General features: G+C 71.5%; 16 protein-coding genes and 3 pseudogenes. 8 read left to right on the top strand and 11 right to left on the bottom strand.

Annotated features, from left to right (window positions below; translation table 11 throughout):
- Nucleotides 1-261 precede the first annotated feature (261 nt).
- Nucleotides 262-3,018 (bottom strand): SpoIIE family protein phosphatase, encoded by a 2,757-nt coding sequence (locus OG841_RS04240; RefSeq protein WP_371563538.1) that lies wholly within the window; start codon nucleotides 3,016-3,018, stop codon nucleotides 262-264.
- 268 nt (nucleotides 3,019-3,286) lie between these two features.
- Between OG841_RS04240 and OG841_RS04235 the strand changes: the two are divergent.
- Nucleotides 3,287-3,670: pseudogene (locus tag OG841_RS04235) on the top strand (PAS domain-containing protein).
- A 12-nt stretch (nucleotides 3,671-3,682) separates the two neighbouring features.
- Nucleotides 3,683-3,865, top strand: coding sequence for a helix-turn-helix domain-containing protein (locus tag OG841_RS04230; RefSeq protein ID WP_371563535.1), 183 nt, complete (start codon nucleotides 3,683-3,685; stop codon nucleotides 3,863-3,865).
- Nucleotides 3,866-3,884: 19 nt separating this feature from the next.
- Here the strand turns inward: OG841_RS04230 and OG841_RS04225 are convergent.
- Nucleotides 3,885-5,104 (bottom strand): annotated as a pseudogene (locus OG841_RS04225) (RNA-guided endonuclease InsQ/TnpB family protein).
- Nucleotides 5,105-5,820: 716 nt separating this feature from the next.
- Between OG841_RS04225 and OG841_RS04220 the strand changes: the two are divergent.
- From OG841_RS04220 to OG841_RS04210, 3 genes are all read left to right on the top strand, one after another.
- Nucleotides 5,821-7,623: an acyl-CoA dehydrogenase family protein gene (locus tag OG841_RS04220; protein ID WP_371563532.1), complete on the top strand. Its 1,803-nt coding sequence runs from the start codon at nucleotides 5,821-5,823 to the stop codon at nucleotides 7,621-7,623.
- 108 nt (nucleotides 7,624-7,731) lie between these two features.
- Nucleotides 7,732-8,094: an ArsR/SmtB family transcription factor gene (locus OG841_RS04215; RefSeq protein WP_371570558.1), complete on the top strand. Its 363-nt coding sequence runs from the start codon at nucleotides 7,732-7,734 to the stop codon at nucleotides 8,092-8,094.
- Nucleotides 8,087-8,725: an SRPBCC family protein gene (locus OG841_RS04210; protein WP_328642717.1), complete on the top strand. Its 639-nt coding sequence runs from the start codon at nucleotides 8,087-8,089 to the stop codon at nucleotides 8,723-8,725. The genes OG841_RS04215 and OG841_RS04210 overlap by 8 nt, the downstream gene beginning before the upstream one ends.
- A 15-nt stretch (nucleotides 8,726-8,740) precedes the next feature.
- Here the strand turns inward: OG841_RS04210 and OG841_RS04205 are convergent, their stop codons facing one another.
- Nucleotides 8,741-9,385 (bottom strand): lipoprotein, encoded by a 645-nt coding sequence (locus OG841_RS04205; protein WP_371563528.1) that lies wholly within the window; start codon nucleotides 9,383-9,385, stop codon nucleotides 8,741-8,743.
- Nucleotides 9,386-9,473: 88 nt separating this feature from the next.
- Here OG841_RS04205 and OG841_RS04200 point away from each other — a divergent pair, with 88 nt between their 5' ends.
- A complete protein-coding gene (locus OG841_RS04200) occupies nucleotides 9,474-10,256 on the top strand; it encodes a maleylpyruvate isomerase family mycothiol-dependent enzyme (protein WP_371563525.1) in 783 nt (260 codons plus the stop codon).
- Nucleotides 10,257-10,383: 127 nt separating this feature from the next.
- Nucleotides 10,384-10,911 (top strand): hypothetical protein, encoded by a 528-nt coding sequence (locus tag OG841_RS04195; RefSeq protein ID WP_328642719.1) that lies wholly within the window; start codon nucleotides 10,384-10,386, stop codon nucleotides 10,909-10,911.
- Nucleotides 10,912-11,736: 825 nt separating this feature from the next.
- Here the strand turns inward: OG841_RS04195 and OG841_RS04190 are convergent.
- Entirely contained in the window at nucleotides 11,737-12,300 is a 564-nt protein-coding gene (locus OG841_RS04190; RefSeq protein WP_328642720.1) for a hemerythrin domain-containing protein, read from the bottom strand.
- A 52-nt stretch (nucleotides 12,301-12,352) separates the two neighbouring features.
- Nucleotides 12,353-12,574: pseudogene (locus OG841_RS04185) on the bottom strand (hypothetical protein); the annotation flags it as partial.
- 185 nt (nucleotides 12,575-12,759) lie between these two features.
- Between OG841_RS04185 and OG841_RS04180 the strand changes: the two are divergent.
- Entirely contained in the window at nucleotides 12,760-13,950 is a 1,191-nt protein-coding gene (locus tag OG841_RS04180) for an amidohydrolase (RefSeq protein WP_328642721.1), read from the top strand.
- 71 nt (nucleotides 13,951-14,021) lie between these two features.
- On the opposite strand, the gene OG841_RS04175 is transcribed toward OG841_RS04180, so the two are convergent.
- The 6 genes from OG841_RS04175 to OG841_RS04150 all read right to left on the bottom strand — a co-directional run bounded on the left by OG841_RS04175 (nucleotide 14,022) and on the right by OG841_RS04150 (nucleotide 17,261).
- Nucleotides 14,022-14,747: a metallophosphoesterase family protein gene (locus OG841_RS04175; protein ID WP_328642722.1), complete on the bottom strand. Its 726-nt coding sequence runs from the start codon at nucleotides 14,745-14,747 to the stop codon at nucleotides 14,022-14,024.
- Nucleotides 14,744-15,016, bottom strand: a complete 273-nt coding sequence (locus OG841_RS04170) for a BON domain-containing protein (RefSeq protein WP_328642723.1) — start codon at nucleotides 15,014-15,016, stop codon at nucleotides 14,744-14,746. Before OG841_RS04170 ends, OG841_RS04175 begins: the two co-directional genes overlap by 4 nt.
- Nucleotides 15,013-15,684, bottom strand: a complete 672-nt coding sequence (locus OG841_RS04165; RefSeq protein ID WP_371563520.1) for a hypothetical protein — start codon at nucleotides 15,682-15,684, stop codon at nucleotides 15,013-15,015. The genes OG841_RS04170 and OG841_RS04165 overlap by 4 nt, the downstream gene beginning before the upstream one ends.
- A 589-nt stretch (nucleotides 15,685-16,273) precedes the next feature.
- A complete protein-coding gene (locus tag OG841_RS04160; RefSeq protein ID WP_371563517.1) occupies nucleotides 16,274-16,438 on the bottom strand; it encodes a hypothetical protein in 165 nt (54 codons plus the stop codon).
- Entirely contained in the window at nucleotides 16,435-16,695 is a 261-nt protein-coding gene (locus OG841_RS04155) for an NUDIX domain-containing protein (RefSeq protein ID WP_371563514.1), read from the bottom strand. Before OG841_RS04155 ends, OG841_RS04160 begins: the two co-directional genes overlap by 4 nt.
- Nucleotides 16,692-17,261 carry an exonuclease domain-containing protein gene (locus OG841_RS04150; protein WP_371563511.1) on the bottom strand — a complete coding sequence of 190 codons (570 nt, stop codon included), beginning with the start codon at nucleotides 17,259-17,261 and terminating at the stop codon, nucleotides 16,692-16,694. Before OG841_RS04150 ends, OG841_RS04155 begins: the two co-directional genes overlap by 4 nt.
- Between the last annotated feature and the right edge of the window lie 166 nt (nucleotides 17,262-17,427).

Here is a 17,427-nt window from a genome sequence, read left to right as displayed (position 1 = left end):
GTGCGCCGGGTGGTGAGCAGTGGCGCGATGTCGTGCGGGCGTGCCGGGCGGTCGTTGCTGCCGCGCCTCGGGAGGCGGGGGGCGTCACGTGGTGTGAGAGGACAGCGGCAGGCTCTTCTCAGTGGGGTCGGGGCGGGGGTGCGGTGCGCCGGGTGGTGAGCAGTGGCGCGATGTCGTGCGGGCGTGCCGGGCGGTCGTTGCTGCCGCGCCTCGGGAGGCGGGGGGCGTCACGTGGTGTGAGAGGACAGCGGCAGGCTCTTCTCAGTGGGGTCCGGGCGGGGGTGCGGTGCGCCGGGTGGCGAGCAGCAGCGCGATGTCGTCCGGGCGGTCCGTGGCGTGCCGGGCGGTCGCCGTGAGCCGGTCCGCCACGCTTGCCAGGAACCGTCCCCCCGGACGGGCCACCGGAGCGCCGGCCTTCGCCAGGGCCACCCGCAGGGCGGTGATCCCCTCGTCGATGTCGCTGCCGGGCCGTTCCACCAACCCGTCCGTGTAGAGCGCCAGGATCGCGCCGGGTTCCATTTGGAGCTCGGTCACCGGATAGCGGGCCTTCGGGGCCACGCCGAGGACGACGCCGCCGGGCAGGTCCAGGACCCGCGTGCGGCCGTCGGGGCTGCGCAGCAGGGGCGGCGGATGGCCGGCTCGGGCGGCCCTGGCCACCCCGGTGGCGGGGTCGAGCCGGATGTAGCAGCAACTGGCGAACAGGCCGGGATCGAGGTCGATGAGGAGATGGTTTGTGCTGCTCATGACCTCGTCCGGCGGCCTGTCGCCGAGCGCGAACGCCCTGACCGCGCTGCGCAGCTGGCCCATCGTGGCCGCCGCCTGCACGCCGTGCCCCTGGACGTCCCCGATGACCAGGGCCAGGCCGTCACCGGACTCGACGACGTCGTACCAGTCCCCGCCGACCTCCATCCCCGCGGTACCCGGCAGATAGCGCCCGGCGGTCTCCAGCTGCGGGTGTGCCGACAGACGGCGGGGGAGGAGCGCCTGCTGCAGGCCCCGGGCGAGTGCCGTCTCCGACTCGTAGCGCTGTGCCTTCTCCATGGCGTGGGCGATGAGTCCGGCCAGCGCGGTGAGCACCGTGCGCTCCTCGGTGCTGAAGCCGCGCGGCCGGTCGAAGCCGAGGATGCAGGAGCCGACCGCCCGCCCGGAGGCGATCAGCGGGAGGAAGGCCCGGGCGCCCTCGGTCGCGTCCAGGGGGATACCGGGGTAGGCGGCCGTCAGCTGCTCCATCGAGTCGAAGAACAGCGGGCGGCCGGTGGTGAGGGTCTCCACGCCGGGCAGGTGGGTGCCCAGGTCCACTCCCTCGAAGGGCGCGAGGAAGCCCTTGGGGAAGCCGGTCTCCCATTCCAGGTAGAGGTGCCGTTCCTGGAGGAGGTAGATCGCGAGCCTGCGGCCGCCGAACGCGGGCAGCAGCTCCCGCATCACGACGGCGGACACCTGCCGGGCGGTGACCGCCTCGGTCAGGGCGATGGCCAGAGCGATCGGACGGTACAGGGGCGCGAGCGGGCTCATGCCCGTCTCGGACAACTCGGCGGTCTCCTGCCCCTCCGGACTGTCCTTCACCCGGCTCGCGGGCCGGACCGTGCAGGTCAGCCGGTCCGGACCGGGGTGCACGGACAGCGCGAGCCAGTCGCCTTCGTACGCCCGTTGGGCGGGGCCGGTGTCCTGGGCCGACGGCGGTGGCCTGGTGTCCCGGGTGGACGGTGGTGCCCCGGCGTCCTGGGCGGACTGTGGTGGCCTGGTGTCCTGGGCGGAGCGTGGTGTCCCGGCGTCCCCCGCGGATGGTGGTGCCCCGGTGTCCTGGGCGGATGGCGGTGCCCCGGCGTCCCCCGCGTACAGCGGTGTCCCGGCGTCCCGAGCGGACAGCGGTGATCCGGTGCCCTGAGCAGTCGGCCGTGTCTCGGACTCCTGCGCGGGCGGGCGTACGAGATGGAAGTGGACCGGGTCCGGTGCGAGCAGCGCCGCCCGCAGGTGGTCCTCGAAGTCGGGGCGGCGCAGCCAGGGCACGGACTCCCACAGGTCGCGGCCGACCAGCTCGGTGCGGGGGCGGCCGAGGAGCTGGGCGGCGCGCGGATTCGCGTAGACGACCAGGCCCAGCCGGTCCACGCAGAACACACCGTCGGGCAGCAGGTCGGCCGCCGAGTCCGCCGTGGGGCCGGGGCCCGGGGCCACGACGACGCCCCGGACCGCGGGTGCGGCCGGCGGCTCGTAGGCGTTCCACAGGTCCAGCAGGCGCAGCGCGCCGTCCTCGGCCCGCAGATAGAGGGGCAGTGCGGGAGGTCGGCCGGCGGCGGTGTCCCGCAGAGTGGCCAGGATGCGGTGCGCGTCGGTGGGGGCCACGGCCTCGGCGAACGCCTCGACGGTGCCGGGAAACTCACTGGGCGGCATGCCCAGCAGGGTGTGCAGGTCCTCGTCCAGGGTGATGTCGGCCGTCTCGGGGTCCCAGGCGAAGCGCCCGGCGCGTCCCAAGGACGTGGAGGCGGTCGGCGGCCGCAGACAGACGGGTTCGCCGTCCCAGGCGACCTGGTCCGGGTGCGCGTCCTCCAGGCCCCGCAGCGCCGCCCCCAGCTCCTGGGCGAGGCGCACCACCCGGTCGTGCTCGGACAGCACCTCGGCGGCGTCGGTGACGGCCGGACGCAGCACGGTCAGCACACCGTAGGTCGTGGAACCGCCGACGACGGGCACATACAGCGAGCCGAACTGGAACGGCAGTCCGGCGGCGAACTGCGGGTAGCGGCGCATGGTCTCGGTGGCGTTCGGCAGGACCACCTGGACACCGAGCCGGTAGGCGTCGGCGACGGGGAAGGGGCGGTCGGCATGCAGCCGCCACCAGGGGTGGAACAGCGGTCCGGGCAGCCCCGACAGAACGGCGAGCCGCAGTAGTCCGGGCGTGCGGGAGCGCAGGTATACCCCTCCGGCGTGGCCGCCGGCCGCACTGATCGCCTCCGTCGAAGCGTCGATCAGCAGCGCCGTCAGCCGCCCGGCCGTCAGGTGTGCGTCCTCGACGCTCCCAGTCATCGGCCCTACCTCGTCCGTGCGCCGTCCCGCGGGCGACACAGCAAGAATGCGCCACAAGGACACCGGCCCGCACCCGGGCGGCCCATATGTACACCTCGGTCACCCTGCCGGACAACCTGCCGGTCAGGATCTTGGGCTTAAAAATCCAGATCTGGATAACAAGTCCATCCAAGTTCCGGGGCGGAGTGCCGGTGGCGGAAGGCGTCGTCGACGGTGCGGACGAGCACCTCATCGGTGAGCCGAGAAGATCGCTGGCGCCCTCGGGCGGATGGTTCCCGGGCTGTGCGAGGTGGTGCTGCACGATCTGAGGGATCCGCGGCACGCGATCCGGGTGATCGAGAACAACCGCTCCGGCCGTCGGGTCGGGGACTCCGCGACCGAACCGGGGGGCCGGCGCGCATCGCCGATCCGGAGTACCCGAGCGTCCTAGAACCACCCGCACCGGTTCCCCGACGGCCGCCCCGTGCAGAGCACGTCCATCGGTCTCAGGAACGCCGTGGGTGAGTACATCGCGGCCCTGTGCCTGAACCTGGACGTCTCCGTGCTGTCGCCGGTCACGCTCGCCCTGGCCAACTTGGCCAACCTGGTCGCCACGGAGACCGAGCACTGCGAGCACTCCCTGGAGCCCCTGCGGGACCGCAACACGCGCTAACTGCGGCGGGTTGTGGAGGAGTTGGCCACGGAGCGCGCCGCCACACCCCGGTCGCTGAGCAGAGCGGACAAGAAGGCTCTCGTAAGGCAGCTGCACCAGGACGGGTACTTCGACTCGCGGGACGCCGCGCAGACCATCGCGGATCTGCTCGGGGTGTCCCGGGCGTCTACAACTATTGAATCCTCCCCTCCCTGAGGGGAAGGGGATTCCTGGCTCAGGCCGCCTCTTGGAGCAGCGCTCCGGGAGGTTTTGCGCCATCAGCGCCAGCCGGGTTGAGACCAGCCCGGACGAGCATCACGCGGGCGGAGTTCTTGTCCCTGGGGGACACGTTTCCGCACGCGGTGCAGGTGTAGGTGCGCTCACCCAGCGGCAGGCGATGCTTGGCTCTCGCATCGCAGTGCGCGCAGTCCATCGTGGTGTGCGCGGGGTGGACGAGGCGGATGTCCCGCCGGTGTTTGCGGCCCATCTCGATCAGAGCGGCCTTGGTGGCGGCGATGGATGCGTCAGCGGCCTTGCGGGCCATGGTGGTCCTGGCCAGGAGCTTCGGGCGGAAGTCCTCGACCGCGATGGCGTCGTGGTCGCGGACCACCTTCTTGGCCCACTTGCGGCCGGTGTCCTCCCGCTGCCTGGCGACCTTTTCGTGCGCCTTCGTCCGCAGTTTCTTCGCCTCGCGGTAGCCCTTCGATGCCGGTTGTCCCTTCTTCGGTCTGCGGCGGGCCATCATCCGGTCGTACCGGGCCAGCTGCGCCCGGGCCTTCCTGCCGTGCCCGGCGTGGGGGAGGTCGTGCGCGTCGGACGTGGTGGTCGCGGTCTGCTTCACGCCCCAGTCGATGCCGAGTACGCGGCCGGTCCTGGGCAGGGGTTCGGCGTGGGCGGGGACGACGAACGAGGCGTACCAGTGTCCGAGGCTGTCCTGGTACAGGCGCACCGAGGACGGCTGGGCCGGCAGTTCCCGCGACCACACCACCGCCACGACGATGCCGCCCGCGAGGTGCAGCCGGCCGTCCTTCAACCGGAAGCCGCGCTTGGTGTAGTTGAGGGTCGGCGCTGCCTCGCGTTTGGATTTCCACTTCGGCATCCCGGCCCGGCGCGCCATGGCCAGACGCTCGCGGATGTCCTTGTGCGCCTTGGCGCGGGAGCGGCCGAAGTCACGGATGACCTGCTGCTGGGGAACCGATGAGCCCTGACGCAGCCACGGCGTGCGAGCGCGGGCTTCGGTCAGCATCCGGTCGAGCTGGGCCGGACCGCGCGTGGCCTTTTCGCCGGTCGCCTTGGTGTGCAGGTGTACGGCCCTGGACTTGGCGACGCATTCGTTCCACACCCAGCGCACCGGTCCCACTCCGCACCCAGAGCCGTGCGGGCGGTGGACGACACGCGCAGCCGGTAGGTGTAGCGCGCATGCCCGGCCTCCACAGCCGCCGTCACCTGCGCCATCTCGCCTCCTCACGGCCTCCGGCCGGAACACTGTGCTGTGCCGAACCCTCCGAAGGACCGTACGTACGACAGCCGCACAAACGCACCTCCATCCCACAGTCACCACCCCGACCAGCGATCACCAGCACACCCGTTCGTATCGTCTCGGCGACACCAGCACGGGCGCTCCGCGCCCTGAACCCGACGCGGCGGCGCTCCGCGTCGCCACCACGGGATGCGACTTCTCCTCAGCGTGAACGCCGGAGCCTCCTCGCAAGAAACAGGTGAAGGGCTCCCTCGTGGCCGCCGCCGAACCGAATCCCGGCCCGCCGCTGGTCGCCCGATGCACATCACCGAGGAGTGAACCGCCGCGCTTGTCGACGCGTTTCGCCCCGTTGTCCCCGCCCTCTCCGTCAATTGCGGGGATTCCGCGCACATTTGGAGGCGCAACGAGTCAAGGTTGTTTGCGAGGGGGGGGCGGTTGGAGTCCCCGGGTGCGTCGGCCTCTCCGGCCTTTCGTCGAGCATGCCCGCCATGGCGACACGCCGAGGGGGGTATTCGGTCAAGCTCCGATGCGCGGGCGTAAAGTGCGGCCTGGGAGGGGAATCACCCTTGTGTAGATTGAGGCTTGTGGTATTAGAGAGGCCGTTTAAGGGGTAACTACCACCGCGCGCGGGTGTTCAATCGTGGTGATGATCATGATGTGATCAGGGGGCGCCCCGGGCTACGTTGCCGCTGTGATCACCTCTCAACTCCCCGTAACGTCACCCCCGCTGACCGAGACCATCGCACTTCGGCATCTGCTCTTCGGTACGCAGGCCGAGACCCATGAGCCGTGGCGCCGCCTGTTCAGCTCCGACGTCTTCGCCTACCACGAGGGGCTGACGCATCAGGAGCGCACGGAACTGTCCTATCAACGCCTACGGGTGGTGAACGCGGCGGTCCCCGACGCACAGGCCCTGGCCCGTGACCCGGTCGCCCTGAGCGCCCTGCACGAATGGGCGGGGGTGGTGGACGCCGGCATGACGACGATGGCCAGCATCCACTACAACCTGTTCCTCGGCAGTCTGCTCGAACACGACCACGAGAAACGGGACTTGGGGCCGTACCTGCGGATGGAACGCATCGGCACCTTCCTGTGCACGGAGCAGGCTCACGGCAACGACGCCCCCCAGTTGGAGACCACCGCGACCCTGGACCGGGCCACGGGCGGGTTCGTGCTCACCACGCCGACGCGGGGGGCGCGCAAGTGGATGCCCAACACCTCCGTGGCCGGCGGCCCGAAGGACGCCCTGGTAGCCGCCCGTCTGGTGATCGACGGCAAGGACCAGGGCGTCTTTCTCTTCCTGACCTCGCTGACCGACGGCAACGGCCGCCATCTGCCGGGCGTGGAGGTGGAGTTGCTGCCCCAGACGGCCAGCAGCCCGGTCGACCACTGCGCCACCTCCTTCCACGGGGTGCGGCTGCCGCGGACGGCCATGCTCCAGGGCGAACACGGCCGGCTGACGGCCGAGGGTGAACTCGTCTCCTCCCTGGGGAGTCCGCGCAAGCGGTTCCTGCGCTCCATCGGCCGCGTCACGATGGGCAAGCTGTGCATGAGCGCCTACAGCCTCGGGGTCACGCGGCACGCCCTGGCCGTCGCGATACGCCACGCCCACCGGCGGGTCACCTCGGGCATGACCAGCGGACAGCGCGTGCCGCTGTTCACCCATCGCACCCACCACGCCCCGCTCGTGGAGGCGCTCGCCACGACCTACGCCGCCACCTTGCTGCAGCGCGGGGTCGTACGGCGGTGGGCGCAGGCGGCGGAAGGTGAGCGGGAGGAGGCCGAGCGGATCGTGGCCATCGCCAAGGGCTGGATCACCTGGCAGGCCCGGGCCGTGATGACCGAGTGCCGGGAACGCTGCGGCGCACAGGGCCTGTTGCTCTCCAACGGGATCGCGGGTCAGCTCGCGGCCAACGAGGGCACGATCACCGCGGAGGGCGACAACACCGTCATCTGGGTCAAGGCGGCGGGGGAGATGCTGCTGGGCGGCTTCACCCCGCGACCCCTCAGCGAAGTGCCTCCGGCCACCCGGTCCCTGCACGATCCGGTCCACCTGCACGACCTGCTGGGGGACCTGGAGCGAATACGTCACGAGCGGGCCCGTGTGCGGCTGCGCGGGAAACGGGCCGGCTCGCCCCTCGACCGCTGGAACGGCGCCTCCGGCGCGGCGCTGTCCCTGGTCGACGCCCACGCTCACCGGCTGGCCGCCCAGGAACTCCTCGCCGCGGCCGCGCAGGCCGCCGACCCGCAGGTGGGCCTCCTGCTGGACCACCTCCACCGGCTGTTCGCCCTGCGATACGTGGCCGCGCACAGCGGTGAACTGCTCGCTCACGAGCGGATGACCGCCGAACAGGTCCGCTACCTGCCGGAGGCGCTGGAGGCCACCGTCGCGGCGCTGGCGCCGCACGCCCTGGCGCTCACCGATGCCTTCGCCGTGCCGGAGGAGGTCACGGCGCACCATCCCATGCTGCGATCCGAGGGGGTACCGGCGTGACCCTCTCCGGCACGTCCTGACCCGTCGGCAAACGTCCGGGGCCGTGGAACACTCCGCGGCCCCGGACTCCTTTTTAAGCCTTGGCTTATATAAGTGGTGGATGGCATAGTGGGTCGCGTGCACGCCTTCGACGTACTCGGGGATCCGGTCAGGCGCCGGATATTGGAGCTGCTCGCCTCCGGGGAGCAGGCGTCGGGCGAGGTCAGTGCCGTGATCCGGGACGAGTTCGGGATCTCCCAGCCGGCCGTCTCGCAGCATCTGAAGGTGCTGCGGGACAGCGGCTTCGCCTCCGTCCGCGCCGACGGCACTCGGCGGCTGTACGCCGTCGAGACCGCGCCGCTCAGGGAGGTGGACGCCTGGCTGGAGCGCTTCCGGGGTTTCTGGGACCAGCGGCTCGACGCGCTCGGAACGGAGCTCGCGCGGGGAAAGCGCGAGCGCAGGACACAAGGAGAGGTGAACGAGGATGAGTGAGATCGCCGACGAGATCAACCGTATGCACCGGCGGGTCGGCACCCGGCAGGTCGAGACCGGCGAGGCCCGGACGGTCCTGCTCCGCCGCACGTACGACGCCGAGATCGCCGACGTATGGGACGCGGTGACCTCTCCCGAGCGGATCGCGCGCTGGTTCATGCCGGTCAGTGGCGAGCTCAAGGTCGGCGGCCGCTACCAGCTGGAGGGCAACGCCGGCGGCGAGATCCTCGAGTGCGTGGAACCCGAGCGGCTGCGGGTGAGCTGGCTGTACGGCCCCGACCCCGGCTTCAGCGAGGTCGAAGTGCGCCTCACGCCCGAGAACGGGGAGCGCACGGTCCTCGAACTCGAGCACGTGGCCGTCGTACCGGACGAATTCTGGGACCAGTTCGGACCCGGTGCCGTCGGAGTCGGCTGGGACCTGGGGCTCTACGGACTCGCCCTGCACCTCGCGGGCGGCGGTCTCAGCAAGGAGGAGGCCGCGACCTGGCACACCACGCCCGAGGGCGGCGCGTTCATCACCGGCTCGGGCGAAGGGTGGGGCGAGGCGTACGCCGCCTCCGGCGTCGACCAGGAGACGGCGACGAGGACGACGGCCGCGACGATCGCGTTCTACACCGGAACGGAGGCCTGACGCCGCGGCCCCTGCTCAGGCGGTGCGCAGGGTGCGGCGCGCGAGCTCGTACGCCGGGAGCATCTCCTCGTGCTCCTCGGTGTCGAGCCCGCCGAGGTGCACCACCACCGGCCCGTCCGCGGTGGTGACGGCGAAGGCGCTCTCCTTCTTCGTCTCCTCCAGGAGCTCGCTGGAGTACAGGTACGCGACCTCCACACCCGAGACGCCGCCGGACGTGAAGGTGCGGTACTTCTCCTTGGTCACCCCGTCCTCGGCCGCGACGAACGCTTCCAGCACGGCCCGTGTGTCGGCGTCACCGGACGTCCCGGCCCATACGCGGAGGAAGCCGATGTTGCCCGCGGGCTTCGCGTCGATCTCGCAGGCCAAGGAGACCGGTCCCTGCCTCAGAGGCGCCTCGACGGCCTCCGCCTTCCAGCTCTTGGCGATGTCGAACGTGACGGGCAGCTCGCATGCCGAGCCGGCGGCGCCGACCGTGCCGCCGCTGGTCGCGGCCGTGGTCGCGGCCGTGTCCTTCGGACCGGAGGTCTCCGCCGTTGCCGACGGACGCGCGGACGCCTTCGAGCCGTCCCCCTCTGCGGCCTCCGAACAGCCCGTCAGCACACCCGCCAGCAACGCCACATGGGCCATCCGAAGCCATGTGTTCCCCGCCCCGACCAGCATGGCCGTGTCTCCCTCTATTCAGTGGTGGTACTGGAAGGAGTCAGGTTAGGTGGCAGGAAAGACGAATCGTGCAGCGCGGGGGGCAACGTTGTTGAGCTTCGAGGACTACTGCGAGGCGATCGCCGCCCAGACCGACCTGCTCGCCCGCCATGTCGAGGGCGCGGACCCGACCGCTCCGGTGCTCACCTGCCCCGGCTGGGACCTCGGCAGGCTGCTGCGGCATGTGGGCGGGGACCATCGGTGGGCGGAGGACCTCGTGCGGACCAGGGCCACCGAGCCGATCGACGACGGCATGGTCAACGACCCCTCCGCCTACGCTCACCTGGACGACTCCGTCCTTGGCGACTGGCTCGTCGAGGGCGCCGCGCGGCTGGCCGGAACCCTGCGGGCGGCCGGACCCGACATGCCGGTGTGGACGCCCGCCGACGAGCAGCTCGTCGAGCAGTCCGCGAGGTTCTGGGCCCGGCGCATGACGTACGAGACCCTGCTGCACCGCGCCGACGCGGCGCTCGTGACCGGCGCGGAGTTCGAGGTCGAGGAGTCTCTCGCGGTGGACGCCGTGGAGGAGTGGCTGGAGTTCTCGACCGTTCCCGAGGCCTACGCACCCCTGCCGGGGGTGCCGGAGGTGCTGGGGCCCGGGCGTGCCCTGCGCTTCGACGCGGGGTCGGCCGGGGAGTGGCTGCTCGACCTCTCCCAGGAGCGGCCGGTATGGCGGCGCGGGACCGGCGAGGCGTCGGTGAGGGTGCGCGGGCCGGTGACGGACCTGCTTCTGTTCCTCTACGCCCGCCCGGCGCCGGGGGTCGAGACGCGAGGCGACTCGGAGCTGCTGGACCTGTGGCTCGGGCGCACCCGGTTCTGGCTGGAGGCGTAGGCGCGCGAACGGGCCGGTGTGGTCGAAGCCACGTGCCGGGGGAGACCGGAGCCATGTCCTCGTGGCGGGACCGCGGCTACCGTTTCGCGCAGTCCCCTCTCCCACCAGCACCTCGGGCGGCCCGGCAGTGCAAGCAGATCTTTCCCCGGTCATCGCGGCGACCGCCCACTGGCTGACCCGCGCCTTTCCGCCGTCGGGCGGCGCACTGGCCGCCGCGCTGTGCGAGGTGCAGGCGCGGCAGGCCGTGACCGTGGCCGCGTGGCTGCGCTATCCGACGGCGATGGACGCCGCGCTGGTCGGCATGGCGGGCCCGGGAGGCTCCGCCCGCCTCGACTGGGTCACCGGCGCGGACAGTGCCGACGACCGGGACGCCGAGGAGCATGCCTGGCGCAGCTGGGTGGACGAGGTCGTGGCCAGCTGGGCGGCCTGTCTGCTCACCGACCCCGACCTGGCCGAGCTGGCGGTGGCCGGGACAGCGGAGGGCGAGCACACGACCGGCACACCGACCGTGTTCCGCCGCCTGCTCGCCCCGGACGCGACGGACCGGCATGCCGCCGCCCTGCTCCGCCACCCCGACCTGCTCGCGTCGGTGGCCGGCCTGCACCGGGGCGCGCTGCTGGGCCGACTGGGGTCGGACGAGACGCTCGCCGCCTGAAGCGCGGCCGGCAGGGTGTAACACGCCGGACGTCCTCGCCTCCCCCTCCGACCGGCGCGCAGCCTCGCCGGTCCTGCTGGCCGTCCGCCTGCGCTCCCGGCAGGCCGTCTGGTGCGCCCGGTCCTCTGACGGAAGCGGGGTCTCAGCCGCGTCCTGTGGAGCCCTCTGGTGACGCCCGAGGCCGCGGTGTCCTGCCGGTGCCCGCTGACAAAACCGAGGTCAGCCGTGCCTGGCTGCTGTCTTCTGACGAGAGCGAGGTCGGCTGCGTCCTGCCGGAGGCCTCTGGTGAGGTTGCGAGGGCCCAGCTGTGCCTTGCCGCGGGCCTCTGACGACGCTCTGAGGGCCGGCTGTGTCCCGCCGACCCTCTGGTGTCGTCCGGGGCTGCGGTGTCCTGTGGGTGTCTTCTGATGAGGTCGGGGTTGGCTGTGTGGTGCCGGAGTCTTCTGGTGTCGTCCGGGGCTGTGGTGTCCTGTGGGTGTCTTCTGATGAGGTCGGGGTTGGCTGTGTGGTGCCGGAGTCTTCTGGTGTCGTCCGGGGCTGTGGTGTCCTGTGGGTGTCTTCTGATGAGGTCGGGGTTGGCTGTGTGGTGCCGGAGTCTTCTGGTGACGCCCGAGGCCGCGGTGTCCTGCCGGTGCTCGCTGACGAGACCGAGGTCGGCCTGTGGCCTGCCGGAACCCTCGGGTGACGTTCAGAGGGCCCCAGCTGTGTCATGCCGGGGCCCTCTGAAGATGTCCGAGGGTCAGCCGCGTCCTGCCGGAGGCGTCCGGTGACGGCCGTGTCGGCCGGGCCCTGTCAGAGCCCTTGTCGCTGGCCGCGTCCCCAAGTTCAGTCGCCCTTGCCCCGGCCCGACATGGCGTCCCTCAACCGGTCGACCAGGCCGGCCCCCGGAGCGAGCAGCTTGTTCGCCGGTGGGGTGTCCGGGGCCGACGGGTGGGGGCGGGTCGGTGCCATTTTCTTGGCGCGGCGCACCTTCTCGCCCAGCTCGTTCAGCTCCTTGTCCGAGCACGCGACACGCAGCTGCGGGAAGAGGGTCTGCTCCTCCTCGGCGATGTGGGAGCGGACCTCGCTCATCAACTCGCCCACGATCCGGTCGAACCCGGGATCGTCAGCCTCGCACCTCTCCAGGTCCTTCATGAGCTGCTCGGCCTTGGAGTGGTCCTCGATCTCCCGGTCCGCCAAGGTGTTCCCATTGACCAAGTGCTCCCGCACCGCCGGGTAGAGGTACTCCTCCTCCGCGACCGAGTGCCGGACCAGCTCGATGGTGGCCTGATCGGCGTACACCTTCCGGCTCTTCTCACCGGGCGCCAGCGCCTCGATCTTCCCGAACAGCTCCTCGACCTCGCGGTGATCGGTCACCAGCTCGTCGATGACGTTTCCTCCGTGTCCCATGTTCGTTCACCTCCGCCCCTCGAGTGCCCTCGGCCGCCCTCCCTATGCCTGGTCAGAGGCTTGTGAGGACCTGTGGGGACAATTGTTTGATCAACGTGTCGTCCAGCGCATCTGCTCGCAGCGTCTGCGGATGACACGCCGACGCCAGCTCCAGTAGTCGTTCGTCCCGGGTCGCCTGCGCGGCCTGCGCGAGCATCTCCCAGTGCAGGGAGTTCTCCGTGGCGGCCAGGTGCGGGGCCCGCAGGTCGCGCAGGAGCAGCAGCTCTTCCGCCGGTACGACACCCGGGCACCCCAGGGATCCGCAATCCGGTCCGCCTCATGAAGGCCTCCCCGACAACGCCGCCGACCGCTCCTGAGTACCCGGACCCCGGTACCGGTGACGGTGCCCCGGGTGTAAGGCGGGCCGCTCGATGGAACCCGCACCAGGACGCAGGCGTACGACGCTCCCAGGAGGCCGATGTGACCGACGCCGTGGACGAGGTGCTCGCGCGGGTGCGCGGAGAGGTGGCCGCACGGGCGGGTCGGCTGTGGGACATGGCGCGGATGCTGCACTCCGACCCGGAGTACGCCTTCGAGGAGCACCGGGCGGCGGCGCTGCTGTGCGGAGAACTCGAATGGGCGGGGTTCACGGTGCAGCGGGACGTGGCCGGGCTGCCCACCGCGTTCACCGCACGGTCCGGTACGAGGCACCGGCCCGCGGTGGCCCTGATGCTGGAGTACGACGCCCTGCCCGGCCTCGGCCACGCCTGCGGGCACAACCTGATCGCCGCGGCGGGCCTGGGCGCCGCCCTGGCCGCACGAGCCGTACTCGATCGGGACGCGGGCACCGTGTGCGCCATCGGCGCGCCCGCGGAGGAAGGCGGCGGAGGCAAGGTCGCCGAGACCGACGCCGGGGTGTTCGACGACATCGACGCGGCGCTGATGTTCCATCCCGGCGTGCACAGTTGGCAGTGGGCGCCGCTCACCGCGCAGGCCCAGTACCGGGTTGCGTTCCACGGCCGCTCCGCCCACCCCACCGGGAACCCCACCGAGGGCATCGACGCCCTCGCCGCGCTCATCCAGCTGTTCAACACCCTGGCCGTGGTCGGACGCAGGCTGCCCGAGGGCTCGCATGTGCAGGGCATCGTTACGGACGGCGGCAGGGCGACCAACATCGTCCCCGAGTACGCGGAGGGCCTGTTCGGCCTGCGCGCGGTGACGACGGCCGCCCTGGAGGACCTGGCGGGGGAGCTGCTGACCTGCGCCCAGGGGGTGGCGCGAGCGACGGGGACCACGGTCACCGTGGAACGCGCGACACCGCGGTACGAGCGCTTCCGGAACAGCACGGCCCTGTCTGCCCGGTTCGCCCGGCATCTGGCAGTGGCCGGCATCTCGGTGACACCACCGGAACCGGGCGTCTACCTGGGTTCCTCCGATGTGGGGAACGCCAGCGGTCGGGTGCCCGCCATCCATCCGTTCGTGGCGATCATGGAGGAGGGCGGATCCGACCACACACTCGAGTTCGCCGTCGCCGCCGGCTCCGAACGGGGTCGTCAGGTGATGCTCGCCGCCGCCGAGGCACTGGCCTGCACCGCCGTGGAGGTCCTGCTCCGTCCGGAACTGCGGGACGAGGCGTGGGAGCACCACGACCGGGCGTCCGTCCGCAGTTGAGACACCGTCAGCCGACGTGGACCGTCAGTCGGCGTGGACCGTCAGTCGGCGTGGGCCGTCAGTCGAGGTGGTCAGTCGGTGTTCAGGTGGTACACGTTGAACGCCCGCCGGATCACCGGCTGGGCCACGTTGCGCACCCGCACCCCGCCGGCCGTCATCCCGTGCTCCGTGCCGGCGTGGGCGTGTCCGTGCACGCTCAGGTCGGCTCCGGCGGTGTCGATCGCCTCGGCGAGCAGATAGCTGCCGAGGAACGGATAGATCTCCGGCGGCTCGCCGGCGAGGGTGTCGGCGACGGGGGAGAAGTGGGTGAGTGCGACCCGGGTCGTACAGCCCTGCCCGTCCAGTTCCTCCAGCGCGGTGCGCAGTCCGTCCGCGCAGCGCCGTGAGTACCGTACGAACTCCTTCATCAGCGGCTCGCCGAACTCCCCGGCGCTGCGGCCCACGAACCCGCCGCCGAACCCCTTGGTCCCGGCAATCCCCACGCGCGTGTCGCCGCACTCGACGACCGTCCCCTCTCCCTCCAGCACGCGCACGCCGGCGTCCTCCAGGAGCGCGGCGACCTTCTCGGGCTGCTCGTCGTGGTGGTCGTGATTGCCGAGGACCGCCACGACGGGCACCGCGAGACCGCGCACCTCCTGGGCCACCACCCGGGCCTCCTCCGGCGTGCCGTGCCGGGTGAGGTCGCCGGCCAGCAGAAGCAGGTCGGCGCACTCGGGCAGGGTGTCGAAGGCGGGGCGCAGCAGGCCCTGGCTCTCGGGGCCCATGTGGATGTCCCCCACGGCGGCGACGCGGATCACGGCAGCTCCTCCGCATGATCGGGTGTGACGTTCTCCGCCACCACCACATCGGTGTGCACGGTGAGGCCGGCGAGCTCCTCGCGGACGGTCCGCAGCACGGTCTCCCGGCACCGCGCGGAGGGCACCGTGCCGCTGATCACGACCGCCCCGGCCCGCACCTCGGCGCGGATCCCCAGCTCGCCGAGTTCCTCGGCGGCCAGCCGGTCACGCAGGTGGGCGATGCGGTACTCGATGTTCTCCTCGGAGTGTTGCGCCACCGGCTCGCTCATGGCCGTCCCTCCCTCGTCCTCGGCTCGATGACCTCCAGGCGTTCCAGGAAGTAGAAGAACGCGTCCGGCATCGGCGCGTCCCCGCAGTCCCTGCGTACGGCCTCCCAGTCGACCTTCTCCCGCAGTGCGCGCGCGATCGGCAGGACCGCCCCGAAGTCGCAGTGGTGCTCGGAGAAAGCGGACAGCAGGCTGTGCAGCAGGTCGGTCGGGGACAGCACCGGCATGAACACCGAGTCCACGGAGAGGTCGTCGGCCCGCGCCAGCAGTTCCGTGGTGACCTCCTGGTGCGCGAGCTCGAAGATCAGGTCGACCTGCTGGCCCATGCAGTCGGCCTTCAACAGCCAGTCCTCCGGAGGCGTCCGCACCTCCAGACCCGCCCCACGGAGGGTCTCGGCCACGGACTCCGCGTCCTCGGGGAGGATGGCGAAATCGACGTCGTGCTGAAGGTTCTGAGCGCCGCCATGGGCGTACACGGCGACGCTGCCCGCGAGCGCGAACGGGTGCCCTTCCCGCTTCAGGATCGCGCCGACCTGCTTGGCCGCCTCCAGGATCGCCTGGTTGCGGTCGACCGGCAGCGTCGAGGCGAGCGCGTCGGCGCCCTCCGTCGCCAGTCGCAGTCCGGCGACGCCCAGGTGGCGGTCGACGTCGTCGTCGGCGTGCTGCGTCATCAGTGCCCCCTTCCTCACCGGCCCGCACCCGAGGGGCCGTGACGGCGAGCCTCGAGTACCCGGGGCACCGCCTTCGACACGGCAGGTTGTCCTGCGGGCGGTGGGTGTACGGGTCTCCGGGCGGGTCGGCTTGGGGCGGGGGAGGGCCGACCTTCGGTCGGCGGATGCGTCGCCCTCCGGCCAGGGGGCAGGTCGGCCTCCGGCGGTGGATGGGGCGGCGTCCGGCTGGGGCGCGGGTCGGCCTTTGGCGGGTGGATGTGTGGGCCTCGACGGTGGATGTGCCGGACTCCGGCGGTGGGAAGCGTTGGCCGCCGGCCAGGGAACAGGTGGCCTTCCGTCAGGAGGCGTGTCAGCCTGCGGCAGGGGGCGGCGTGCGGCCGGGGGCAGGTCGGCTTCTGGGGGTGGATGGGGCGGCGTCCGGCTGGGGCGGATCGGCTTCCGGATGTGGAAGCGTTGGCCCCCGGCCAGGGGAGGGGTCGGCCTCCCGCCAAGGCGCACTTCGGCTTCCGGCCATGGACGCGTCTACTCCGGCCAGGCGTCACCGCAGGGTCCGGCCGGGCGGGACATCAGTCGAGCGGCCCCGGGGGCCTCAGTCGAGCAGCCCCCGGGTCCTCAGGAGCGGCAGGACGTGGTCTCGTACGGCGGGGGCCAAGGTGAGGTCGGGCTCCTGGCCGGTGATCCAGCGCATCGCGGACAGCTCGGCGGCGGGGCGGGGCAGGCCGGTGATCGTGGCGTCGTAGACCGTCATCGTCATCGGGATCCGCTCCAGCACCGCGAGTGCCGCACCTCCTGGAGGGGGCGGAAGGCCACGGGAACGAGACCGAGCTCCTCCCGCAGTTCGCGCACGAGTGCCGTCTCCAGGTCCTCGCCCGGATCCGGTTTGCCGCCCGGCAGGTAGAAGACCTCGGGGGCCGCGGTCTTGCTGACGACGAGCAGGCGTCCGGATCGGATGATCACGGCGGCGGCCACGACGAGGGAGCCGTCGTCGGACCCGGTGACGTGCTCGCTCATTCCGCGGGCCAGCCGTCCCGCCCCGCCAGATGCAACACCAGCGCGGCGATGTTCCAGGCGTCGTCCTCGCCGCGATGATGGCGTCCTTCGAGCGGCAGCCCGGCAAGGCCGAGGGCCTGTGCCATCCCGGGGCGCTTGCGCAGGCCGTGTACCTCGGTGAAGACCGCTTTGGCGTTGGTGTGGCGCCCGCCGAAGGGATACGGCGTCCTTGTCGCCCCGCACTGCCGGGTGAACTGGTGACGGTCGTAGTCGCCCCAACTCGCCCACGGTCGCGCGCCGGAGGCGTGTGCGGCGGCCAGCAACCGGCAGGCCTCCCGGAACGGCAGCCCCCCGTCGACCTCGTCCTGGGTGAGGCCGGTCAACTCCGTGCAGAAGTCGCTGACTTCGGACCGGGCGGGCCGCACCAGGATCCGGTGCCGTTCGACCCGCTCGGCTGTCGACAGGTCTACGACGGTCAGCCCGATCTCGATGATCTCGCTGACGGCGCCCGGGGGAGGGGAGCCGGGCCAGCACGTCGCTTCGACGTCCACGACGTTCAGGAGGCGCTGGGGGCTCGCGCTGTTCATGACGAGAACCGTAAGGGCGCAGTTGTGTACGAGTCACCTCGTTTTCCCTGCGCAGAGGTTCGGGAGGGGGCGGCGGAACCCGGTGCTCCGTATGAGAGTGCTGTGAATTTCCGAGACGTTTGAACACAGCGGGCCCACCGTCCGTATGGGGCGAGGGATTTGCATG

It is taken from the genome of Streptomyces canus, from assembly GCF_041435015.1.
GTDB lineage: Bacteria > Actinomycetota > Actinomycetes > Streptomycetales > Streptomycetaceae > Streptomyces > Streptomyces canus_G.
Note: the sequence above shows the minus strand (reverse complement) of the source record. Positions and strands in the feature narration are given on the sequence as shown.